General features: G+C 62.4%; 15 protein-coding genes. 2 read left to right on the top strand and 13 right to left on the bottom strand.

Annotated features, from left to right (window positions below; all coding sequences use genetic code 11):
- The first annotated feature begins 87 nt into the window (after positions 1-87).
- Entirely contained in the window at positions 88-588 is a 501-nt protein-coding gene (locus RPE78_RS16600) for a lactoylglutathione lyase family protein (protein WP_330629585.1), read from the top strand.
- Between the two features lie 66 nt (positions 589-654).
- Here the strand turns inward: RPE78_RS16600 and RPE78_RS16595 are convergent, their stop codons facing one another.
- Positions 655-1,296, bottom strand: coding sequence for a TetR/AcrR family transcriptional regulator (locus RPE78_RS16595; protein ID WP_330629584.1), 642 nt, complete (start codon positions 1,294-1,296; stop codon positions 655-657).
- A gap of 237 nt (positions 1,297-1,533) precedes the next feature.
- Here RPE78_RS16595 and hpbA point away from each other — a divergent pair, with 237 nt between their 5' ends.
- Positions 1,534-3,570, top strand: coding sequence for an N-methyl-L-proline N-demethylase HpbA (gene hpbA, locus RPE78_RS16590; RefSeq protein WP_330629583.1), 2,037 nt, complete (start codon positions 1,534-1,536; stop codon positions 3,568-3,570).
- A 67-nt stretch (positions 3,571-3,637) separates the two neighbouring features.
- Here hpbA and RPE78_RS16585 read toward each other — a convergent pair whose 3' ends face one another.
- The 12 genes from RPE78_RS16585 to RPE78_RS16530 form a co-directional block, all read right to left on the bottom strand.
- A complete protein-coding gene (locus tag RPE78_RS16585) occupies positions 3,638-4,024 on the bottom strand; it encodes a cupin domain-containing protein (RefSeq protein WP_330629582.1) in 387 nt (128 codons plus the stop codon).
- Between the two features lie 42 nt (positions 4,025-4,066).
- Complete coding sequence (locus RPE78_RS16580; RefSeq protein WP_330629580.1) at positions 4,067-4,930, bottom strand: aldo/keto reductase; 864 nt, start codon at positions 4,928-4,930, stop codon at positions 4,067-4,069.
- Between the two features lie 140 nt (positions 4,931-5,070).
- Positions 5,071-5,961, bottom strand: coding sequence for a LysR family transcriptional regulator (locus RPE78_RS16575; protein WP_330629579.1), 891 nt, complete (start codon positions 5,959-5,961; stop codon positions 5,071-5,073).
- 161 nt (positions 5,962-6,122) lie between these two features.
- Positions 6,123-8,087: a TonB-dependent receptor gene (locus RPE78_RS16570; protein ID WP_406721726.1), complete on the bottom strand. Its 1,965-nt coding sequence runs from the start codon at positions 8,085-8,087 to the stop codon at positions 6,123-6,125.
- Positions 8,088-8,228: 141 nt separating this feature from the next.
- On the bottom strand, positions 8,229-9,041 hold the full coding sequence (locus RPE78_RS16565; RefSeq protein WP_330629576.1) for a heme ABC transporter ATP-binding protein: 813 nt from the start codon (positions 9,039-9,041) through the stop codon (positions 8,229-8,231).
- 2 nt (positions 9,042-9,043) lie between these two features.
- Positions 9,044-10,102 carry an iron ABC transporter permease gene (locus RPE78_RS16560; RefSeq protein WP_330629647.1) on the bottom strand — a complete coding sequence of 353 codons (1,059 nt, stop codon included), beginning with the start codon at positions 10,100-10,102 and terminating at the stop codon, positions 9,044-9,046.
- 41 nt (positions 10,103-10,143) lie between these two features.
- Positions 10,144-11,013, bottom strand: a complete 870-nt coding sequence (locus tag RPE78_RS16555; protein ID WP_330629575.1) for an ABC transporter substrate-binding protein — start codon at positions 11,011-11,013, stop codon at positions 10,144-10,146.
- Positions 11,010-12,071, bottom strand: a complete 1,062-nt coding sequence (locus RPE78_RS16550) for a ChuX/HutX family heme-like substrate-binding protein (RefSeq protein WP_330629574.1) — start codon at positions 12,069-12,071, stop codon at positions 11,010-11,012. The genes RPE78_RS16555 and RPE78_RS16550 overlap by 4 nt, the downstream gene beginning before the upstream one ends.
- Before the next feature lie 179 nt (positions 12,072-12,250).
- Complete coding sequence (locus RPE78_RS16545) at positions 12,251-12,697, bottom strand: hypothetical protein (protein ID WP_330629572.1); 447 nt, start codon at positions 12,695-12,697, stop codon at positions 12,251-12,253.
- A 148-nt stretch (positions 12,698-12,845) separates the two neighbouring features.
- Entirely contained in the window at positions 12,846-13,034 is a 189-nt protein-coding gene (locus tag RPE78_RS16540) for a hypothetical protein (protein ID WP_330629571.1), read from the bottom strand.
- Positions 13,035-13,309: 275 nt separating this feature from the next.
- Positions 13,310-15,379 (bottom strand): TonB-dependent receptor domain-containing protein, encoded by a 2,070-nt coding sequence (locus RPE78_RS16535; RefSeq protein WP_330629570.1) that lies wholly within the window; start codon positions 15,377-15,379, stop codon positions 13,310-13,312.
- 104 nt (positions 15,380-15,483) lie between these two features.
- Positions 15,484-15,891 carry a hypothetical protein gene (locus tag RPE78_RS16530; RefSeq protein ID WP_330629569.1) on the bottom strand — a complete coding sequence of 136 codons (408 nt, stop codon included), beginning with the start codon at positions 15,889-15,891 and terminating at the stop codon, positions 15,484-15,486.
- Positions 15,892-16,022: the final 131 nt, after the last annotated feature.

Here is a 16,022-nt window from a genome sequence, read left to right as displayed (position 1 = left end):
CGGCATGTTATGAAATTCAGAATGAATGATAATTTGATGATTTTTGTGCTGCAACACATATCAACGGGACCAATCAAGGAGCTTTCCATGACCCGACCAACCCCCCGCACGTTCTCCCATATCGGCCTCTCGGTCCCCGATCTTGATCGCGCTGTCGAATTCTACCGCGATGTCATGGGCTTCTATGTCATCATGGAACCGACCGAGATTGCGCAGGACGATAGCGATATCGGCATCATGTGTGATGATGTTTTCGGCGCGGGCTGGGGCAAATTCCGCATCGCCCATCTATCGACCGCCGACCGGATCGGCTTCGAACTGTTCGAGTTTCCCGAAAACTACCAGCCCGAAAACACCCTGCCCTATCGCCAGACGGGCCTGTTCCACTTTGCGATTCAGGATCCCGACCTTGAAGGGCTGCTGGCCAAGATCGTGGCGGCAGGCGGCAAGCAGCGTATGCCCGTGCGCCATTATTTCCCGGGCGAGAAACCCTATCGCATGGTCTATGTCGAGGATCCTTTCGGCATCGTTTTCGAGCTATATTCGCATAGCTACGAGCTGACCTATTCGGCGGGGGCCTATAACTAAGGCCCCGCATAGGCCTGCGGCGCGACCGGCCCGATGCCGCGCGCAGGCCGCCACATCCCCGAGCGCTCAGGTCGGCGTGGGGGTATCATACCCGATTGCCGCGCAAAAGCGGGCCATTTCTTCCGCACTCGGGCGCTCGCCGATATAAACCTCGACATAATAGGGATGGCGCGCCACACGCTCGGCCAGATCCTCCTGCACCCGCATCGAGATATACCCGATCTGCACCAGATAGATCGTGCGGGCACGGACATCGGCATCTGCCGGTGCGAACCCCAAACGCAGCAACATCGCGCGAAGGGCCTCAAGGCGACGGGCATCATTGGCCTGCAACCGCGCCAGCACGGACGGATCCCGCTGCGCCCATGCCCGGACCGCCAGTTCGAGGGCGGTATCGAATTGCGCCTCCGACATGAAAATCGCGATCACGTTCAGCATCGCCTCGGGGCGGCTGGCGGCATAGCTTTCGGTGGCGGCAATCAGAGCCGCCGTCGTGGCCTTCTCCCAACGCTCCAGAAGCGCTGCCAGAAGCTGCCCGCGGTCTTTGAAAAACCAGTAAAAGCTCGTGCGCGACAATTTCAGGCTATTGGCCAGCGGCATGATCTTGACGGCATCCACCCCCTTGGCAACGAGGGCCTGATAGGCGGCATCCAACCATAGCTCGGAAGAGCCGCGCCAGCCGCGCTCGGGGGGGGGATCATCTGTCATCAGGCATTCTCGTCATGGGTGGAGGCGAATTGTCTATAAAATGTGCAATACTGTCCAGAGGCATTTCCCCTCAGGATCGACAAGGCGGCCCCATCCCGCCGGTGACCAAAAATCCGGCGCGCGCAATGAATGCCATCCCGGAATAGAGTACATGCGTGAACTCATAGTTGACACATATGAACATTTTGCCGCACCCTCCCGCTATGGCCCCAAGGCACCGCAGGGAAAGGTACCCAGATGTCGCATGATCCGCTGTTGCAGCCCTATCAGCTCAAGCATCTCACTCTTAAAAACCGTATCATGATCACCAGCCACGAACCGGCCTATCCCGAAGACGGCATGCCGAAAGAGCGCTATCGGGCCTATCATCTGGAACGGGCGAAGGCGGGGGTGGCCCTGACCATGACGGCAGGCTCGGCCTCTGTGGCGCGCGACAGCCCGCCGGTGTTCAACAATATCCTTGCGTGGAAAGACGAGGTGGTGGGCCATATGGCCAAGCTCGCGCAGGAATGCCATGACGAGGGCTGTGCGGTGATGATCCAGCTGACCCATCTGGGCCGCCGGACCCGGTGGGACAAGGCCGACTGGCTGCCCGTTGTCTCGGCGGGGCATGAACGCGAGGCCGCCCATCGCGCCTTTCCGAAAAAGCTGGAAGACTGGGACATCGCCCGCATCATCGACGATTATGTCGATGCGGCAGAGCGTATGAAGGCGGCGGGGCTCGACGGGATCGAGCTGCAAGCCTATGGCCATTTGATGGACCAGTTCTGGTCACCGCTGACCAATACGCTTGACGGGCCTTATGGCGGCTCTGTGGACAACCGGCTGCGCTTTACCTTCGACATCCTTTCCAAGATCCGCCAGCGCTGTGGCGCGGAATTTCTGGTGGGCCTGCGCTATACCGGCGATGAGGACCTGCCGGGCGGTCTGACCGAAACCGACGGGATAGAGATCTCGCGCCGCCTGCGAGACAGTGGTCTGGTCGATTTTCTCAACGTGGTGCGCGGCCATATCGATACGGATGCGGGCCTGACCGATACCATTCCGATTCAGGGAATGAAAAACGCGCCGCATCTGGAATTTGCCGGACGGATCCGTGCCGCGACCGATTTTCCGACCTTCCATGCCGCGAAAATTCCGGATGTGGCCACCGCGCGCCACGCGATTGCCAGTGGCAAGGTCGACATGGTCGGGATGACCCGCGCCCATATGGCGGACCCGCATCTGGCGCGGAAGGTGATCGAGGGCCGCGAAGACGATATCCGCCCCTGTGTCGGCGCGAATTACTGCCTCGACCGGATCTATCAGGGCGGGATGGCGCTGTGTTTGCACAATCCCTCGACCGGACGCGAAATCGAACAGCCCCACAGTATTGCGAAAGCCGAGACCGCGAAACGGGTCACCATTGTCGGGGCGGGCCCTGCAGGGCTTGAGGCGGCGCGCGTCGCGGCAGAACGCGGGCATCATGTGACGGTCTTCGAGGCGGCGGACCAGCCCGGAGGGCAAATCCGTCTGGCGGCACGGCAGGACCGCCGCCGCGAGATGTCATCGATCATCGCATGGCGTTACGAGCAATGCCTCAAACACGCTGTAACATTCCATTTCAACAGCTTCGCCGATGAAACCGATGTCGAGGCGACGCAGCCCGACGAGGTGATCATCGCGACGGGCGGCCTGCCCCATACCGAGGTGCTGGCACGCGGCAATGATCTTGTTGTCTCGGCATGGGATATTCTTGCAGGGGATGTGAAGCCCGGACAGAATGTGCTGATTTTCGACGATGCGGGCGATCACGCAGGGCTTCAGGCGGCGGATCTTGTGTCCGCAACCGGCGCGAAAGTCGAAATAGTCACCCCCGATCGCGCCTTCGCCCCCGAGGTGATGGCCATGAATCTGGTGCCCTACATGCGCGCCCTGCAAAAACGCGACACGACCTTCACCGTGACATGGCGCCTCAGATCGGTGACCCGCGCAGGCAATCAGCTGACGGCCTGTCTCGGGTCCGATTACGGTGACATCACCCGCGAACGACAGGTGGATCAGGTCATCGTCAATCATGGCACCCGTCCTCTGGACGAGATCTATTTTGCGCTCAAGCCCCGCTCCCGCAATCTGGGCGCGGTCGATTACGACGCGCTGGCAACCGGTGGCCTGCAGGAACGGACACCCAACCCCGAGGCCGCATTCCGCCTGTTCCGCATTGGCGATGCCGTCTCGGCCCGCAATACCCATGCGGCCATCTATGATGCCTTACGCCTGATGCGCACATTATAGACCACACCTCTTTGGCCGCGACCTCTGTCGTGGTGTCGCGGCCCTCTGCCCGAGAATGCGCGCCGTTCTACGCGTCGTCCCGCACCTTCTCGAGCCATGTCACAGCGGTTCCATCAAGGCTTTCCTGAATGGCGATATGGCTCATGGCCGTGCTGTCGCAGGCCCCGTGCCAGTGCTTTTCTCCGGCAGGAAACCAGACGACATCCCCTTGCGAGACCTCCTCCACGGGACCGCCCTCGCGCTGCACGCGCCCACGCCCGAAGGTGATCAGGAGGGTCTGCCCCGCCGGATGGGTGTGCCATGCCGTGCGCGCGCCCGGCTCGAATGTGACATGCGCCCCCGAGCAGCGACCGGGCGCTTCGGCCTGAAACAGCGGATCGATACGCACGGTGCCGCTGAACCAGTCTTCCGGCCCCTGCATCGACGGGGTCTCACCGGAACGGGTAATTTTCATAATGCTTTCCTTTCTATGGGGTTTCTATCGGACGTCCCCGGATTACAACCGGCCACCATAGACGGGAAAGACGCCAGCTTCGCCATAATCGCGGATCGTCTCGAACGCCTTCAGAACCGCCATATCTTCCGGCGTGATGGTGAAATCGAGCTGCGCATTGCGGCGCATATGGTCGGGATTGGCGGTCTTGGGCAGGGCGATCATCCCCAGTTGCAGCACATAGCGGATGCTCAGTTGCGCGACCCCCACCCCGTAGGTTTCCGCCATCGCCTGCAGATCGGGATGCGACAGGATCTGCCCGTGCCCGATAGGCGAATAGGCCTCGGCCAGCATGTCGTGCCCCTGAATATAGGAAATCAGATCAAAGGGCGTGTTCGAGATATGCGCAAGGATCTGGTTGATCATCGGCTTGATCTTTGCATTTTGCAACAGATTGTCCAGATCCGCCTGCTGGAAATTCGACACCCCGATCGCGCGCAGCTTGCCTGCCTCGTAAGCCTCTTCCAAGGCACGCCATGCGGCCAGATTACCCTCGGAATAGGGATCGGCCTCATGGAAGGCGGCCCAGGGTTTCGGGCTATGGATGATCATCAGGTCGATGTAATCCAGCCCGAGCGTCTGTAACGACCCGTCAATCGCCTTCACGGCATCCGGATAGGATTTGATCTCTGCGGCCAGCTTCGTGGTCACGAAGACCTCGTCACGCGCGATGCCACTGTCGCGCACACCCTTCCCGACGCCCGCTTCATTGGCATAGGCCTGCGCGGTGTCGATATGGCGATAGCCCAGTTCCAGCGCGGCCTGCACCGCGGCGGCCGCCTCCGCATTCTCGATCATCCATGTGCCCAAGCCAAGCTTCGGGATCGCGACCCCGTTCGGCAAAGTCAGGGTTTCGGTCATTCCCATCTCGCAGTCCTCACATCATCCTATGGCGCCCGCGCAGGCTGGGCCAGCGGGCTCTGCACGGCACTTTAGAGCGATAAGCCAAGAGGGATAATCGGCGCGATACTTATAGGACTAATGAGCCAGCCGCATAAATCCTTCCTTCACAACCGCAGCGCCTCCAGCACTGCGCCAAAGGCCGAAGAGGGACGCTGGCGGCTGGGGTAATACAGATGGAACCCCGGAAAAGCGGGAGAAAACGTCTCGAGGCAGGACTGTAGCGCACCGCTTTCCAGATAGGGCGCCGCCAGACAGTCCGGCACCAGAGCCAGACCGTGCCCGTCAAGCACCGCAGGCAGCAGGACGCCAACCGTATTGAAACAGAGCTGCCCTGACACCTTGATACGGATGTCATGGCCCGCCGCATCCTGAAACTCCCACGCATAGAGGCCGCCATGCGTGCTGAGACGCAGGTTGATACAGGCATGACGGGTCAGATCCTGCGGGACCTGCGGCACACCGGCTGCGGCAAAATAGGCGGGCGCCCCCACGCAGAGCATCCGCTCGTCCGGACCGATGCGCAAAGCGATCATCCCGTCACTGACATCCTCGCCATAGCGCACACCCGCATCACATTGCGCCGATGCAAGATCGGTAAAGCCGTAATCCATCACCAGTTCGAGACGGATCGAGGGGTACTGCTTCAGCAACGGAGAGAGTTTGGGCCAGAGCAAGGTCTCGATCGCATATTCGGTGGCCACGATCCGCACCGTACCTGTCGGATGTTGCCGCCCCTCGTCCAGCGCCCGCAACCGCGCCTCGATAGTCTCGAAACAGGGGGTCAATGTGGCCAGCAAATCCTCGCCTTCCAGAGTCGGTGCCACAGAGCGCGTGGTCCGCGTCAGAAGGCGCAACCCAAGCCGGTGTTCCAGTGCCTTGATGGTGTGGCTCAGCGCCGATTGCGAGACATTGAGCCGCGCCGCCGCCCGCGTGAAGCTGCGCTCTTCGGCAACCGCTGCCAAAGCGATAAGGTCCTGAATATTCTCGCGCAGCATCCTGATCTCCTTCGCGGGGGCGTCTTCCGAAGGATATATGCGCACCACTCATAAGGTCTACAGAGTGATGAGCCCATTGCAGCAATCGGGCCCGCCCCGTCTGAAGCCCCGAGCCCCGTCTGAAGCCCCGTCCGGAACCCCGTCCGGCGGGCCGCCCCGCGTCAGAAGGTTTTCGACAGCGTCAGACGGACATCGCGCCCCGCTTCGGGATAGGAGGCACTGCTGGTGGTATATTGGCGGATATACTGCTTGTCGAAGATGTTATCGACCGCGAAATCGACCCGCAGCCCCTCCAGACGGCCCTGCGCAACCGTATAACCCACAGCCAGATCGTTCACGCCCCAGCCTGCCTGTTCGACACCGTCAATCGTCTGTGCCCGCCCTGCCCGCAGGGTCCAGCTCAGATCCCAGCCAGAGGCGAACTGACGGCCCAAGGTCAGCCGCGCCTGATCGGTCAGCGCATAGTTATACGCGCTATACGCCGACAGGCTGTCATTGCTGTAGTCATTGTAGAAACTGGTGGTCAGGCTGGCCTGCGCATAGACCCCGTTTGCCAGCCGGTATTGCAGCGCCGCTTCCAGACCCGCGCTGCGCAGGTCTTGATAGGTCGTGCTGGGATAGGCATTATTGTCATCGATATCAGTCCGGTAAAGCCCGATGGACGCCGTCATCTGGTCGCCCTGCTGCAGCGCGTTGGTTGACTGCTGCTTTACGCCAATCTCCCACGAACGGCTCTTGGACACCGTCTCCCCCCAATAGGTGCCATCCGCCCATTGGCGGCCCGCATATTCGGGAAGGGCCAAGGCTTCGGAATAGGTGAAAGAGCCATAAAGGCGCAGATCATGACCAAGCCCTTTCTCGAACCCCGCCCCCAGACTGCGCGCGGTGCTTGACATATCCGCCAGCGCGGCACCGGTATTGGAGGACAGATCGCTCAGCCGCTGATGCTCGACCCGCCCGCCCAGCGACACCGTCAGATCACGCCCGAAATCCATCTCGTCAATGGCAAAAAGGGCGGTGCGGCGCGAGATGCCCTCGCCCGCGACGCCGCGCATGATCCCGTCATGTTCCTGCCGGATCAGCGCCACGCCGCCCCGCAGCCTATGCTGGATCGCGCCGGTGGAGAATTGCGCGGTATTGGTTGCCTGCAGCGTATCGGTATCGACCGTATAGCTGCCCGAAAAGGCAAGGGACGCCCCGCCCAGCCCCTCGATGTCGAAATCCTGCCGCGACTGGGAATAGCTCAGCTTGAAATCCACCAGCGGATTGGCCTCCGGCTGGTAGCTATAGGCGACCGAGGCCACATGGCCATCGCGGGTCCGGTTGACATTGCCGAAGGCCGCAATCTCGGACGAGGTGGCAAAGGGCACATTCTGCTGCACGCTTTCGGACCTGTCATAGGTAAAGGTCAGCGCCTGCTCGTTTGCGGCCCCGAAGCGGTAGCGCCCCTTCAGCAGATAGGAGGGCACGTTATAGGCCCCCAGATCGATCTCCTCGCCCTTGCCATCCTTGCTGTTATCCTTGGCGCTGCGGGCATAGCTTGCCAGAAAATCGACGCTTTCATTGGGGGCCCATGCCAGCGTGGACGCCGTTTTCCACCCCTCGCCATTGGAGCTGGCCCCCAGCACCTGACGATAGCGGAACCCGCCTTCCGCACCGGTCAGGTCACGGCCATTGATCGTCTCCATCGCGATGGTGCCCCCCACGATCCCCGAGCCGTATTCCAGCGAGGCCAGTGGCCCCTTGAGCACGGAAACCGATTTCAGCAGGGCCGGATCGACCGCCTGTCCGCTGGAATTGCGATAGATCGAGCTGCCCGCAATCGAGATGCCGTCCAGCGCATAGACCACCTGCTGCGAACTGGGCATGGCGGCATTCCCGCCGAAATTGCGGATCGAGATATTGGAGGTCAGCAGATCGTTCTCGCGCGTGGCCGACACGCCGGGCACCGATGCCACCGCCTCGGCCACCGACTGGACCTGACGGTGCGCCATGTCCTGTGCGGTGACACGCTCGGTCCCCGGTGCGCCCGCGGGCGCCTGCGACATATCCTCGACGCGGATCGTCTCCAGCAGAACGGGGTCGTCCTCCTGCGCCATTGCCTGCGGCGCGAATGCCACCATCATTATCAGCCCCAAAGCGGTGCTTCTGTGCCAAGGCTGTGTCGAACAGGCCATATCTGTCTCTCCATAGGGTCCGCCTTTTCTGCGGCGGTATTGCTGTTTCGGCTGGCGATGGCTGGCCTTCAGGATCATCGGGGGACGGCGTTAGCGGTCCCGTGCGGTTTGCGGCAACAACCAGGGCCGTCCGTCCTGCGGCGCGGTATTGATGCGCAACGGGCAGCCGTAGCAGGCACTGAGATCCCCATCGGTCAGCACCGCCTGCGGCGGCCCCTGCCGGTAGATCCGGCCCTGCGACATCAAGGCGATCTGGTCGGCAAACATCGATGTCAGATTGAGGTCATGCATCACCGCCACCACACCGCCGCCTGCATCGGCAAAGTCGCGCGCGATCTGCATGATGGAAAGCTGATGGCCGATATCGAGCGCCGAGACCGGTTCATCCAGCAGGAGCCAGCGCGGCTGTCCCTCATGCATGGGGTGCCAGATCTGCGCCAGAACGCGCGCCAGCTGTGCCCGCTGGCGTTCGCCCCCCGACAGTTCCTGCACCAGCCGCCCGCCATAGCCCGCCAGCCCCACACGCCGGATCGCCGCCTCGACGATCCCCAAAGGGCCGGTCCCCTCTGCCCCCTGTTCGGCGATATGGCGGCTCAGCCCCGCGCCCAGCCCCAACCGGACCAGCTCGAACACGGTAAAGGGAAAGGCCACCTGCCCCGATTGCGGCAGCACCGCCCGCCAGCTTGCCTGCTCGGCGGGGCGCAGGGCGGAAAGCGCCCGGCCATTCAGATACACCTGCCCCTGATGGGACAGCTCCCCCGCGAGACAGCGCAAGAGGGTCGTCTTGCCTGACCCGTTCGGGCCGACAATGGCCGTCACCGCAGCAGGTCGGGCCTGAAAACTGACCCTCTCAAGCACCTGCCGCCTGCCGAATTCCACCGAAACCGTTTCTGCCACCAGCATGATCAGACATCCACCAAGGCGCGATTGCGCAACAGGATCCACAGGAAAAACGGTCCGCCCAAAGCGGCTGTCACAATCCCGATCGGCAATTCCGCCGGTGCGATCACCACGCGGCTCAGGCAATCGGCAAGCAAAAGGGTGATCGCGCCCAGCAGGGCGGCATTGGGCAGCAGAAACCGGTGTGCAGGCCCCTGAACCAGCCGCAGCAAATGCGGCACCACAATCCCGACAAATCCGATCCCGCCGGTCAGCGCAACAGAGGCCCCCACCGTGGCCGCCACCAGCACGATGGCCCGCCGCTTCAGCCGCTGGGGATCAACCCCCAGATGCACGGCCACCGCCTCGCCCAAAGACACCGCATCCAGCCCGCGCGCCAGAGCGGGGGCCAGACAGAGCCCCGCCAAGATCACCGGCGCGGCCACCACCAGCTTGGCCCAGCTGGCCCCCGCCACCGATCCCATATTCCAGAAGGTCAGATCGCGCAGCTGGCTGTCGCTGGCGCGATACACCAGCACACCGGTCAGCGCCCCCGTCAACGCGCCAAGCGCGATGCCCGCCAGCAGCAGGGTCGCGACCGAGGTCCGCCCTCCCTGTGTGGCAATCCGATACAGCACGAAGGTCGACAGCCAGCCGCCCAGAAAGGCCGCCACAGGGGTCAGCCCCGCGCTTGCAGGCCCGAGCAGCGCAACCGGCAGCAGCCCGCCCAGCACAATGGCCGCCACCGCCCCGAGCCCGGCCCCCGCAGAAACCCCGACCAGCCCCGGATCGGCCAGAGGGTTGCGGAAAAGCCCCTGCATCACGGTGCCCGACACCGCCAACGCCGCCCCCACAAGCGCCGCCGTCACCATGCGCGGCAGGCGGATATTCCAGATGATCAGACTGTCGCGGGGATCGGCCACACCCAGCCCTGCCTTGGCGGCGAGAACGCCCAGCACATCGCTGGCCCCTGCCGCCCCCAGATGCAGCGACAGCGCCATCACCCCGATCAGGGTCGCGCATAATCCCAGCCCGAGCAGACGGGCACGGAGATGCCGGTCCCCCGCAGGGCGCGGCGCAGCCATGCGCCACCGGCCCGAAAAGGCCCCGAAGCCACAGCGCAGGATCATTGCGGTGCAGCCGCGGCCAGAAGGTCCTGCCGCAAATGCGCGGCCATCTCGGCGGTGCGCGGCCCGAAGGCCAAGGCCGCAGGCGCGACCCGCACCAAGGCCTGCCGCTGCCCTGCCGGTGTGCCCGCCAAGGCCGCATTGCGCCAGAGATCGGCCGCAGCGGCGTCCATCTCGGGGCGGCCGGTATGATCAAGCATCACGACGATATCGGGGGCGGCCTGCAGGATCGCCTCGTCCGACACAAGGCGATAGCCCGTATAAGCGTCCGCCATCACGTTCTCCGCACCCGCAAGGCGCAGGATCCCGTCGGCGCCAGTGCCGGCCCCTGCCACATTCAACCGTCCGGCCTGATCGGACAGCACGAACATCACCCGCGGATGCGGGCCTTGGGCCACCATATCGCCCAGCTGTGCAAAGGCCGCCTGCTGCGAACGGGCCAATGCGTCGGCCTGTGGCGCACGCCCCAGCGCCGCCCCGATCAGACGGATATTGTCCAGCACCTGTGCCGGATCAAACCCGCCTTCCAGCGTCACAAGCGGCAGGCCGGTGGCGCGCAACTGCTGCAGCGTTTCCGGCGGTCCCGCCCCCGCCTGCAAGAGGATCAGATCGGGCGTCACCGACAGCACGCCCTCGGGCGAAAGCTGGCGCATATAGCCGATATCGGGCAAAGACAGCACCTCGGGCGGGAAACGCGATGTGCTGTCACGCGCCACCACCTGATCCCCCGCCCCCAGCGCGAAAACAAATTCGGTCGCCGCATCGCCCACCGGCAGAATACGTGCGGGCTCTTGCGCCTGAGCCGCCCCGACACAGACCAAGGCGACGCTGACCAAGGCGAGAACGGCGGCCCGTAGCTTCCGGCTCATTCTGCGGCCTCGGCGGAACAGGAGGGCAGCGCATCCAGCAGATGATGCCATTGCGCCAGATCGTCGCTGTCACTCTCGCGCTCGCCAAAGCACTGGAAGATCAGCTCGCCCGCCGCATCGAAAGCCTCCAGCGACACCGCCAGACCGCGACGGGTCGGCTTTTCGACCACATAGCATTCCGCAATATGATCGCCGCGCAGATGCAGGTTGAACCTTTCATCCAGCACATTCAGCCACGGTCCCAGCGGGCGGACAGTGCGGATTGCGCCCCAATGAATCTGGATATGCCCACGGTTGCCGACGAAAAAGATCACCTTCTGGCCCGCCATCGACAGATCCCGCAACCAGCCGCCGACCGATGCCGGATCCACCGCGCGCACGAAGGGATGGCCAGCCATACGATAGGCCCCCAGACGGTTCATGCCCAACCTGTGGGTGAGCCGGTTGAACTGATGGGTGTCGGTCATCTCCTGCCAGCCCGCAATCAGCGCGGGCCGCTTGGCCGGATCGCCCTTGGGGCCTTCGGGGGCGGGCAGCGGCAGCGGTGCCAGCTCGGTGGCGGGGTCGGGCAGGCGCAGCCGGTCAACCAGCGGCTGCCAGGCCGCAAGCTGCGATTGTGCCAAGAGGTAGATCTTCTGTAGCGCCTCGCCATAGAGATCATAGAACTGCAAAGAGCGGCGCGGACCTTCGGGACGAAGCTCGGTCACGGCAAAGCCATAAGCCCAGTATTTGGGAAAGATCCGCGTGTCGATCTCGCGGCCCAGAACCATCGCGGCATGAGACCCCGCCTTATAGGTGCCAAAGCGCCCGACGCGTTCATGCACGCAAGACCCGTTGCGTGTCAGCGTCATGACCTCGCCCAGATCAGGCAGAAGCGGCATGACCTCGTCGGGATGGGCCGTGATGGGAGAGGCCGCATAATCCCCCGGCACATCCAGCGCCGCCCCGATATGGGCGGCCACGAAAGCGGCCTCGGACAGGCCAAGCTCTGCCGCCATATCCCGTTGCCGTTTGCCCGACGCCTTGCGGAAGTCCCGAATACTCTGCACCGTTCGCATGATATCCCTCATGTGAAAATATCGGGCTCGCAATCAATATGCTGGCGGTTTCATCTGGAAAAGGACGGGATCAGGCGCCGGACATGGGGAAAAATTCCCATGCCCCATCAGGGGCGCCCCCCAAGGCGAAATAAAGCGCATACAGAAAAGACGGCCTCTGCGCGCCAAGCCGGTCTGCCTTATAGGGCGGCAGGTTTCGGCAGCAGAGCGGCCAGACGTGCCGCCGTTTTCACGATCTGCTCATGGGGATTGGCTTCCGACAGGAAAATCGCGAACGGCTCGGCATTGGCGGGCTTGCCCTCCCAATGGGCCGCAACCACCCGCAGCAGATAATTCTCCAGCGGATTGATCTTATGCGCGCAGCAGTCGCAATCGGGATTGCCATAGCGCATCGGTGACTTGCGCGCCGTCAGCACCCGATCCATCAGCACGGCCATATCGGCGAACACCTCGGCCCCCTTGCCACGCCCCCAGATCTTCTGGGCAAAAGCCAACCCCCGCAACCAGCCATTTTTGGGCGGATTATCAAGGCTTTGCATCTGCAACCGGAACAATCGCAGCAACTCGGCCTGCGGAAACTCTGCTTGGGTCTGATCCGAATGGTGGGTGCTTTGGATATGTGACAAGATCTGTGACTCCATTGTTGCGGGCAGAACTTGACAAAAATACTCGGAAAAATCAAGAGACGATTTCCTTGCGGCGGAGAAAACGAAAAAGGCCCCCGCGAACGGAGACCTTTTATAGGCTTTTCAATACCTTAAAGAAGAACGCGGATCATTCTTCCTCGAAATGGCCGCACCAGTCATCGGTTTTCACAACCGGCCAGAGGCCATGCGAGGAGGCTTCCGGCTGCGACACCGGCGGGTTGAAACGGCACAGACCCGCATCATCGGCGGCTGCAACGGTTTCGGAATTGGTTTTGTGGTCTTCGAAGAAGGCGCAATCGGCGCAGGACTTGCTCATGATATTTCCTCTCCTTTTTATGGCGGTCCGGACAGGACGCTGCCTTGCATAGGGGAAATATATGGCACAAAAAATAAAAGTCAACAAAAACAAATACTTGAGCATAAATGTCAGGGATAGAAACCCGACCATTTCACTTGCAAAACGTCACCCAATCCCCAAGCCGCACGCCCATAAGAACCGCTTTGGGATGCCCCCCGAAGGCAAAGACAGGGAGATGTGGGCCCATCCCCCTGCCTGCCCTTACAAACGCCCCATCAGGAGGCGATTGCAGATCAGAATGTCATCTGCACCGACAGATACGCCGTCCGGCCCGGCTCGTTGACGCGGGGAACGGTGGTGTCGAACACGCTTTTGCGGTTGAGATGGCGGGCATAGGTTTTGTCCAGCAGGTTATCCACCCCGCCCATCAGGCGCACATTATCGCGCAACTGGTAGCTGCCGAACAGATCCAGCGTCGCCCAGCCCGCGGTTTTGCCCGGATCGATCGACGGGTCGATCCGGTTCTGGCGGCTGGCCCAGTTCACCCGCGCCCCTGCCGACCACAGATCGGCGGACCATGTCGCGCTCAGGCTGCCCGATAGCGGCGGAATCTGCGCCAAGGCCGTGTCATCGCTGGTATTCTCGCCATGCGTCCATGTCGCATCCCCTGCAAAAAGCCATGCGCCATAGCTGTAGCTTCCCAAGACCTCGACCCCCGAGAGGTCCGCCCCGACATTGCGATATTGGGTGCGCGAGCTGCCTGTCGAGGTCGTGACGATCTCTTGCAGGATATAGTCATCCACACGGTCATAGAAAGCGGACGCATTCAGCGACCAGTTCTCCCGCGTGGTCTGGAAACCGATATCCAGCTGGTTGTGCTTTTCCGGCGCGATATCGGGATTGCCGACATAGCTTGCAACCCCCATCGACCCGCGCGCCATCGCGCGTTCATTCGCATCCGCCGTGCGCACCGCCCGCGACAGGCCGATAAAGGCTTTGGTCTGCGCATCGAACTGGTGTTCGTACCGCAAGAGCCCGCCGACATTGTCCTCGCTGCGGGCATGATCATAGCTGGTGCCATACACCTCGGTGTAATAGTCGTTGGGCGAATAGCCATTGACCGACTGATCGGCCTTGCCCACATCGGCATGCACGTGATCATAGCGCAGCCCCGCCCTGAGCGTGTCGCTGGCGCTCAGCATGGTTTCGGTTTGCACATAAAGGCCGGTCTGGGCGATGGTGACATCGGGCCATGTCAGCGAATAGGGGCTGTCCAGGTCGATCATCGCCGAAGACATCGCCATATAGCCCAAGGCCGTGCGGGAATTGGACTGGTAGTCGATGCCGACCGTCGCTTTGGTGCGCCCGAAATCCAGCTTGCCTTCCAGTTTCCCCCCATGCGTATCCGAAGTGGTGGGCGACAGCATGGCCATATTTGTGGGACTGCGGAGCGAGTAGTTATCCATCCGGTGATCGACATCCGACCGGTAGACCGAGCCTTCGATCCGCGTCAGCGGCCCGTAGCTGAGGTCGACACCGCCCCGCAGACGGATCGTTTCGGTTTTCGACAGCGGGCTGTCCATCGCCGCGCCTGCAAATTCGACATCCTCTGCACGGTCATGTTCGACATCCAGCGCCAGATCCACACCATTGTTCTTGTAGCCCAGCGTAACGCCGGTGCTTTTCTGGGTATAGCCCGCGCGGACATCCCTGCCGCTGCCGTCCTTATAGTCATTGGCCGTCTTATACTCGCCCGAGGTTTCCAGATAGAACCCGTGCCCCAGATCGAAGGCCAGCGTGCCCGAAACCTCTTTCGCCTCGGAATTGCTGGACCCGCCAACCGTCAACGACCCCGAGACCTTCTTGCCCGCCTCGAATTCGGGGGCGTCGCGCTCCAGCCGCACCGTGCCTGCCGGTGCTCCCGGCCCGTTGGTCACACTGGAATAGCCCTTTTCCACCACGATCCGGTCCGCCCGGTAAAAGCTGGCAATCGAGGTGGGCGGGTCCATCCGGCTGGGGCAGCCGCCATAGGTAAACGAGCCCGCATCAATGATATTGATCTGGTTCTTCGACATGCCCCGCAAGATGATGTCGATCCCGTGCCCCCCCATACGCGACCCTTCGATGCCGGGAATGGTGGACATCAGCGCCCCGCCATCCAGCGCAGGTGCCGTGGCAAGGGCCTCCTTGTCGAGCGTGACGGTGGTGCCGTCGGTCTGCATCGCAGCCCCTTCGACATAGATCGTGTCCAGATCGACGGTTGTCGCGTCCTTCTTTGCGGTTTCCGCAAAGACAGGCAGGGCAATGGAACAAAGCAAAAAGGCGGTCACGCTACGGCGTGCCGTGAAAGACAGAATAGTCATGGAGAAGCTCCGGAAAGTAACGAAACATGCACAAGGGGGCCACGCCCTGCTGCGCAAGACATCTTGAGGGCAGAGCCTGCCCTGTCAGCGGTTGTCAGTTGATGTCACGCCACAAACGGAGGGCCACGGATCCACAGCCGCACAGGATGGGCCGCCGGAACGATCCCCGCCAGCCGCACGGGTCCGAAACCGATCCCCCGCGCCAGTGCCACGAAATCCGGCGGTCCGCCCAGAACCGGCAAGGCGGTCAGGCCAAGAACACAGAACGGACATTTCGAAGCCGCCCTGCCCTCGGTCTCGGGCAGATCGCGCACCGCGCCGGTGACCGGATCATAAGCCACACGGTGCAGCCCCGCCCCATCGCAGAGCTGCAAGATCACCTCATCGGCGCGCAGACTGGCATCGGGCAAGGCGGGCTGATAGGCAAATGCCACCTGCAGCCCCAGAAGCGACGCAAGAAGAACAGCCAGAATGCCGTGAAATCCCTTCCCGATATGCGCCGCTTTTTTCATGACGCGAAGTAATCGCGTCACCCGAATGTGATCAAGGGGGCGAAGGCATTCCGTGCCGCAACGTGACATCACAACCACAGGCGGAACGCCGCGTCTTTTTCTGTGCGCAAGAGGGGCCGCCCCTGCGCGGC

It is taken from the genome of Thioclava litoralis (assembly GCF_045278885.1).
Lineage (GTDB): Bacteria > Pseudomonadota > Alphaproteobacteria > Rhodobacterales > Rhodobacteraceae > Thioclava > Thioclava litoralis.
This window is presented reverse-complemented; position numbering and strand designations above follow the sequence as displayed.

What these genes read in the sequence shown, in the direction of transcription:
- RPE78_RS16600 (WP_330629585.1), top strand. Translation starts at nt 88, where the DNA reads ATGACCCGACCAACCCCCCGCACGTTCTCCCATATCGGCCTCTCGGTC.
- RPE78_RS16555 (WP_330629575.1), bottom strand. Translation starts at nt 11,013, where the DNA reads ATGAGCCGGAAGCTACGGGCCGCCGTTCTCGCCTTGGTCAGCGTCGCC.
- RPE78_RS16595 (WP_330629584.1), bottom strand. Translation starts at nt 1,296, where the DNA reads ATGACAGATGATCCCCCCCCCGAGCGCGGCTGGCGCGGCTCTTCCGAG.
- RPE78_RS16580 (WP_330629580.1), bottom strand. Translation starts at nt 4,930, where the DNA reads ATGGGAATGACCGAAACCCTGACTTTGCCGAACGGGGTCGCGATCCCG.
- hpbA (WP_330629583.1), top strand. Translation starts at nt 1,534, where the DNA reads ATGTCGCATGATCCGCTGTTGCAGCCCTATCAGCTCAAGCATCTCACT.
- RPE78_RS16550 (WP_330629574.1), bottom strand. Translation starts at nt 12,071, where the DNA reads ATGCGAACGGTGCAGAGTATTCGGGACTTCCGCAAGGCGTCGGGCAAA.
- RPE78_RS16570 (WP_406721726.1), bottom strand. Translation starts at nt 8,087, where the DNA reads ATGATGGTGGCATTCGCGCCGCAGGCAATGGCGCAGGAGGACGACCCC.
- RPE78_RS16585 (WP_330629582.1), bottom strand. Translation starts at nt 4,024, where the DNA reads ATGAAAATTACCCGTTCCGGTGAGACCCCGTCGATGCAGGGGCCGGAA.
- RPE78_RS16565 (WP_330629576.1), bottom strand. Translation starts at nt 9,041, where the DNA reads ATGCTGGTGGCAGAAACGGTTTCGGTGGAATTCGGCAGGCGGCAGGTG.
- RPE78_RS16540 (WP_330629571.1), bottom strand. Translation starts at nt 13,034, where the DNA reads ATGAGCAAGTCCTGCGCCGATTGCGCCTTCTTCGAAGACCACAAAACC.
- RPE78_RS16530 (WP_330629569.1), bottom strand. Translation starts at nt 15,891, where the DNA reads ATGAAAAAAGCGGCGCATATCGGGAAGGGATTTCACGGCATTCTGGCT.
- RPE78_RS16575 (WP_330629579.1), bottom strand. Translation starts at nt 5,961, where the DNA reads ATGCTGCGCGAGAATATTCAGGACCTTATCGCTTTGGCAGCGGTTGCC.
- RPE78_RS16560 (WP_330629647.1), bottom strand. Translation starts at nt 10,102, where the DNA reads ATGGCTGCGCCGCGCCCTGCGGGGGACCGGCATCTCCGTGCCCGTCTG.
- RPE78_RS16535 (WP_330629570.1), bottom strand. Translation starts at nt 15,379, where the DNA reads ATGACTATTCTGTCTTTCACGGCACGCCGTAGCGTGACCGCCTTTTTG.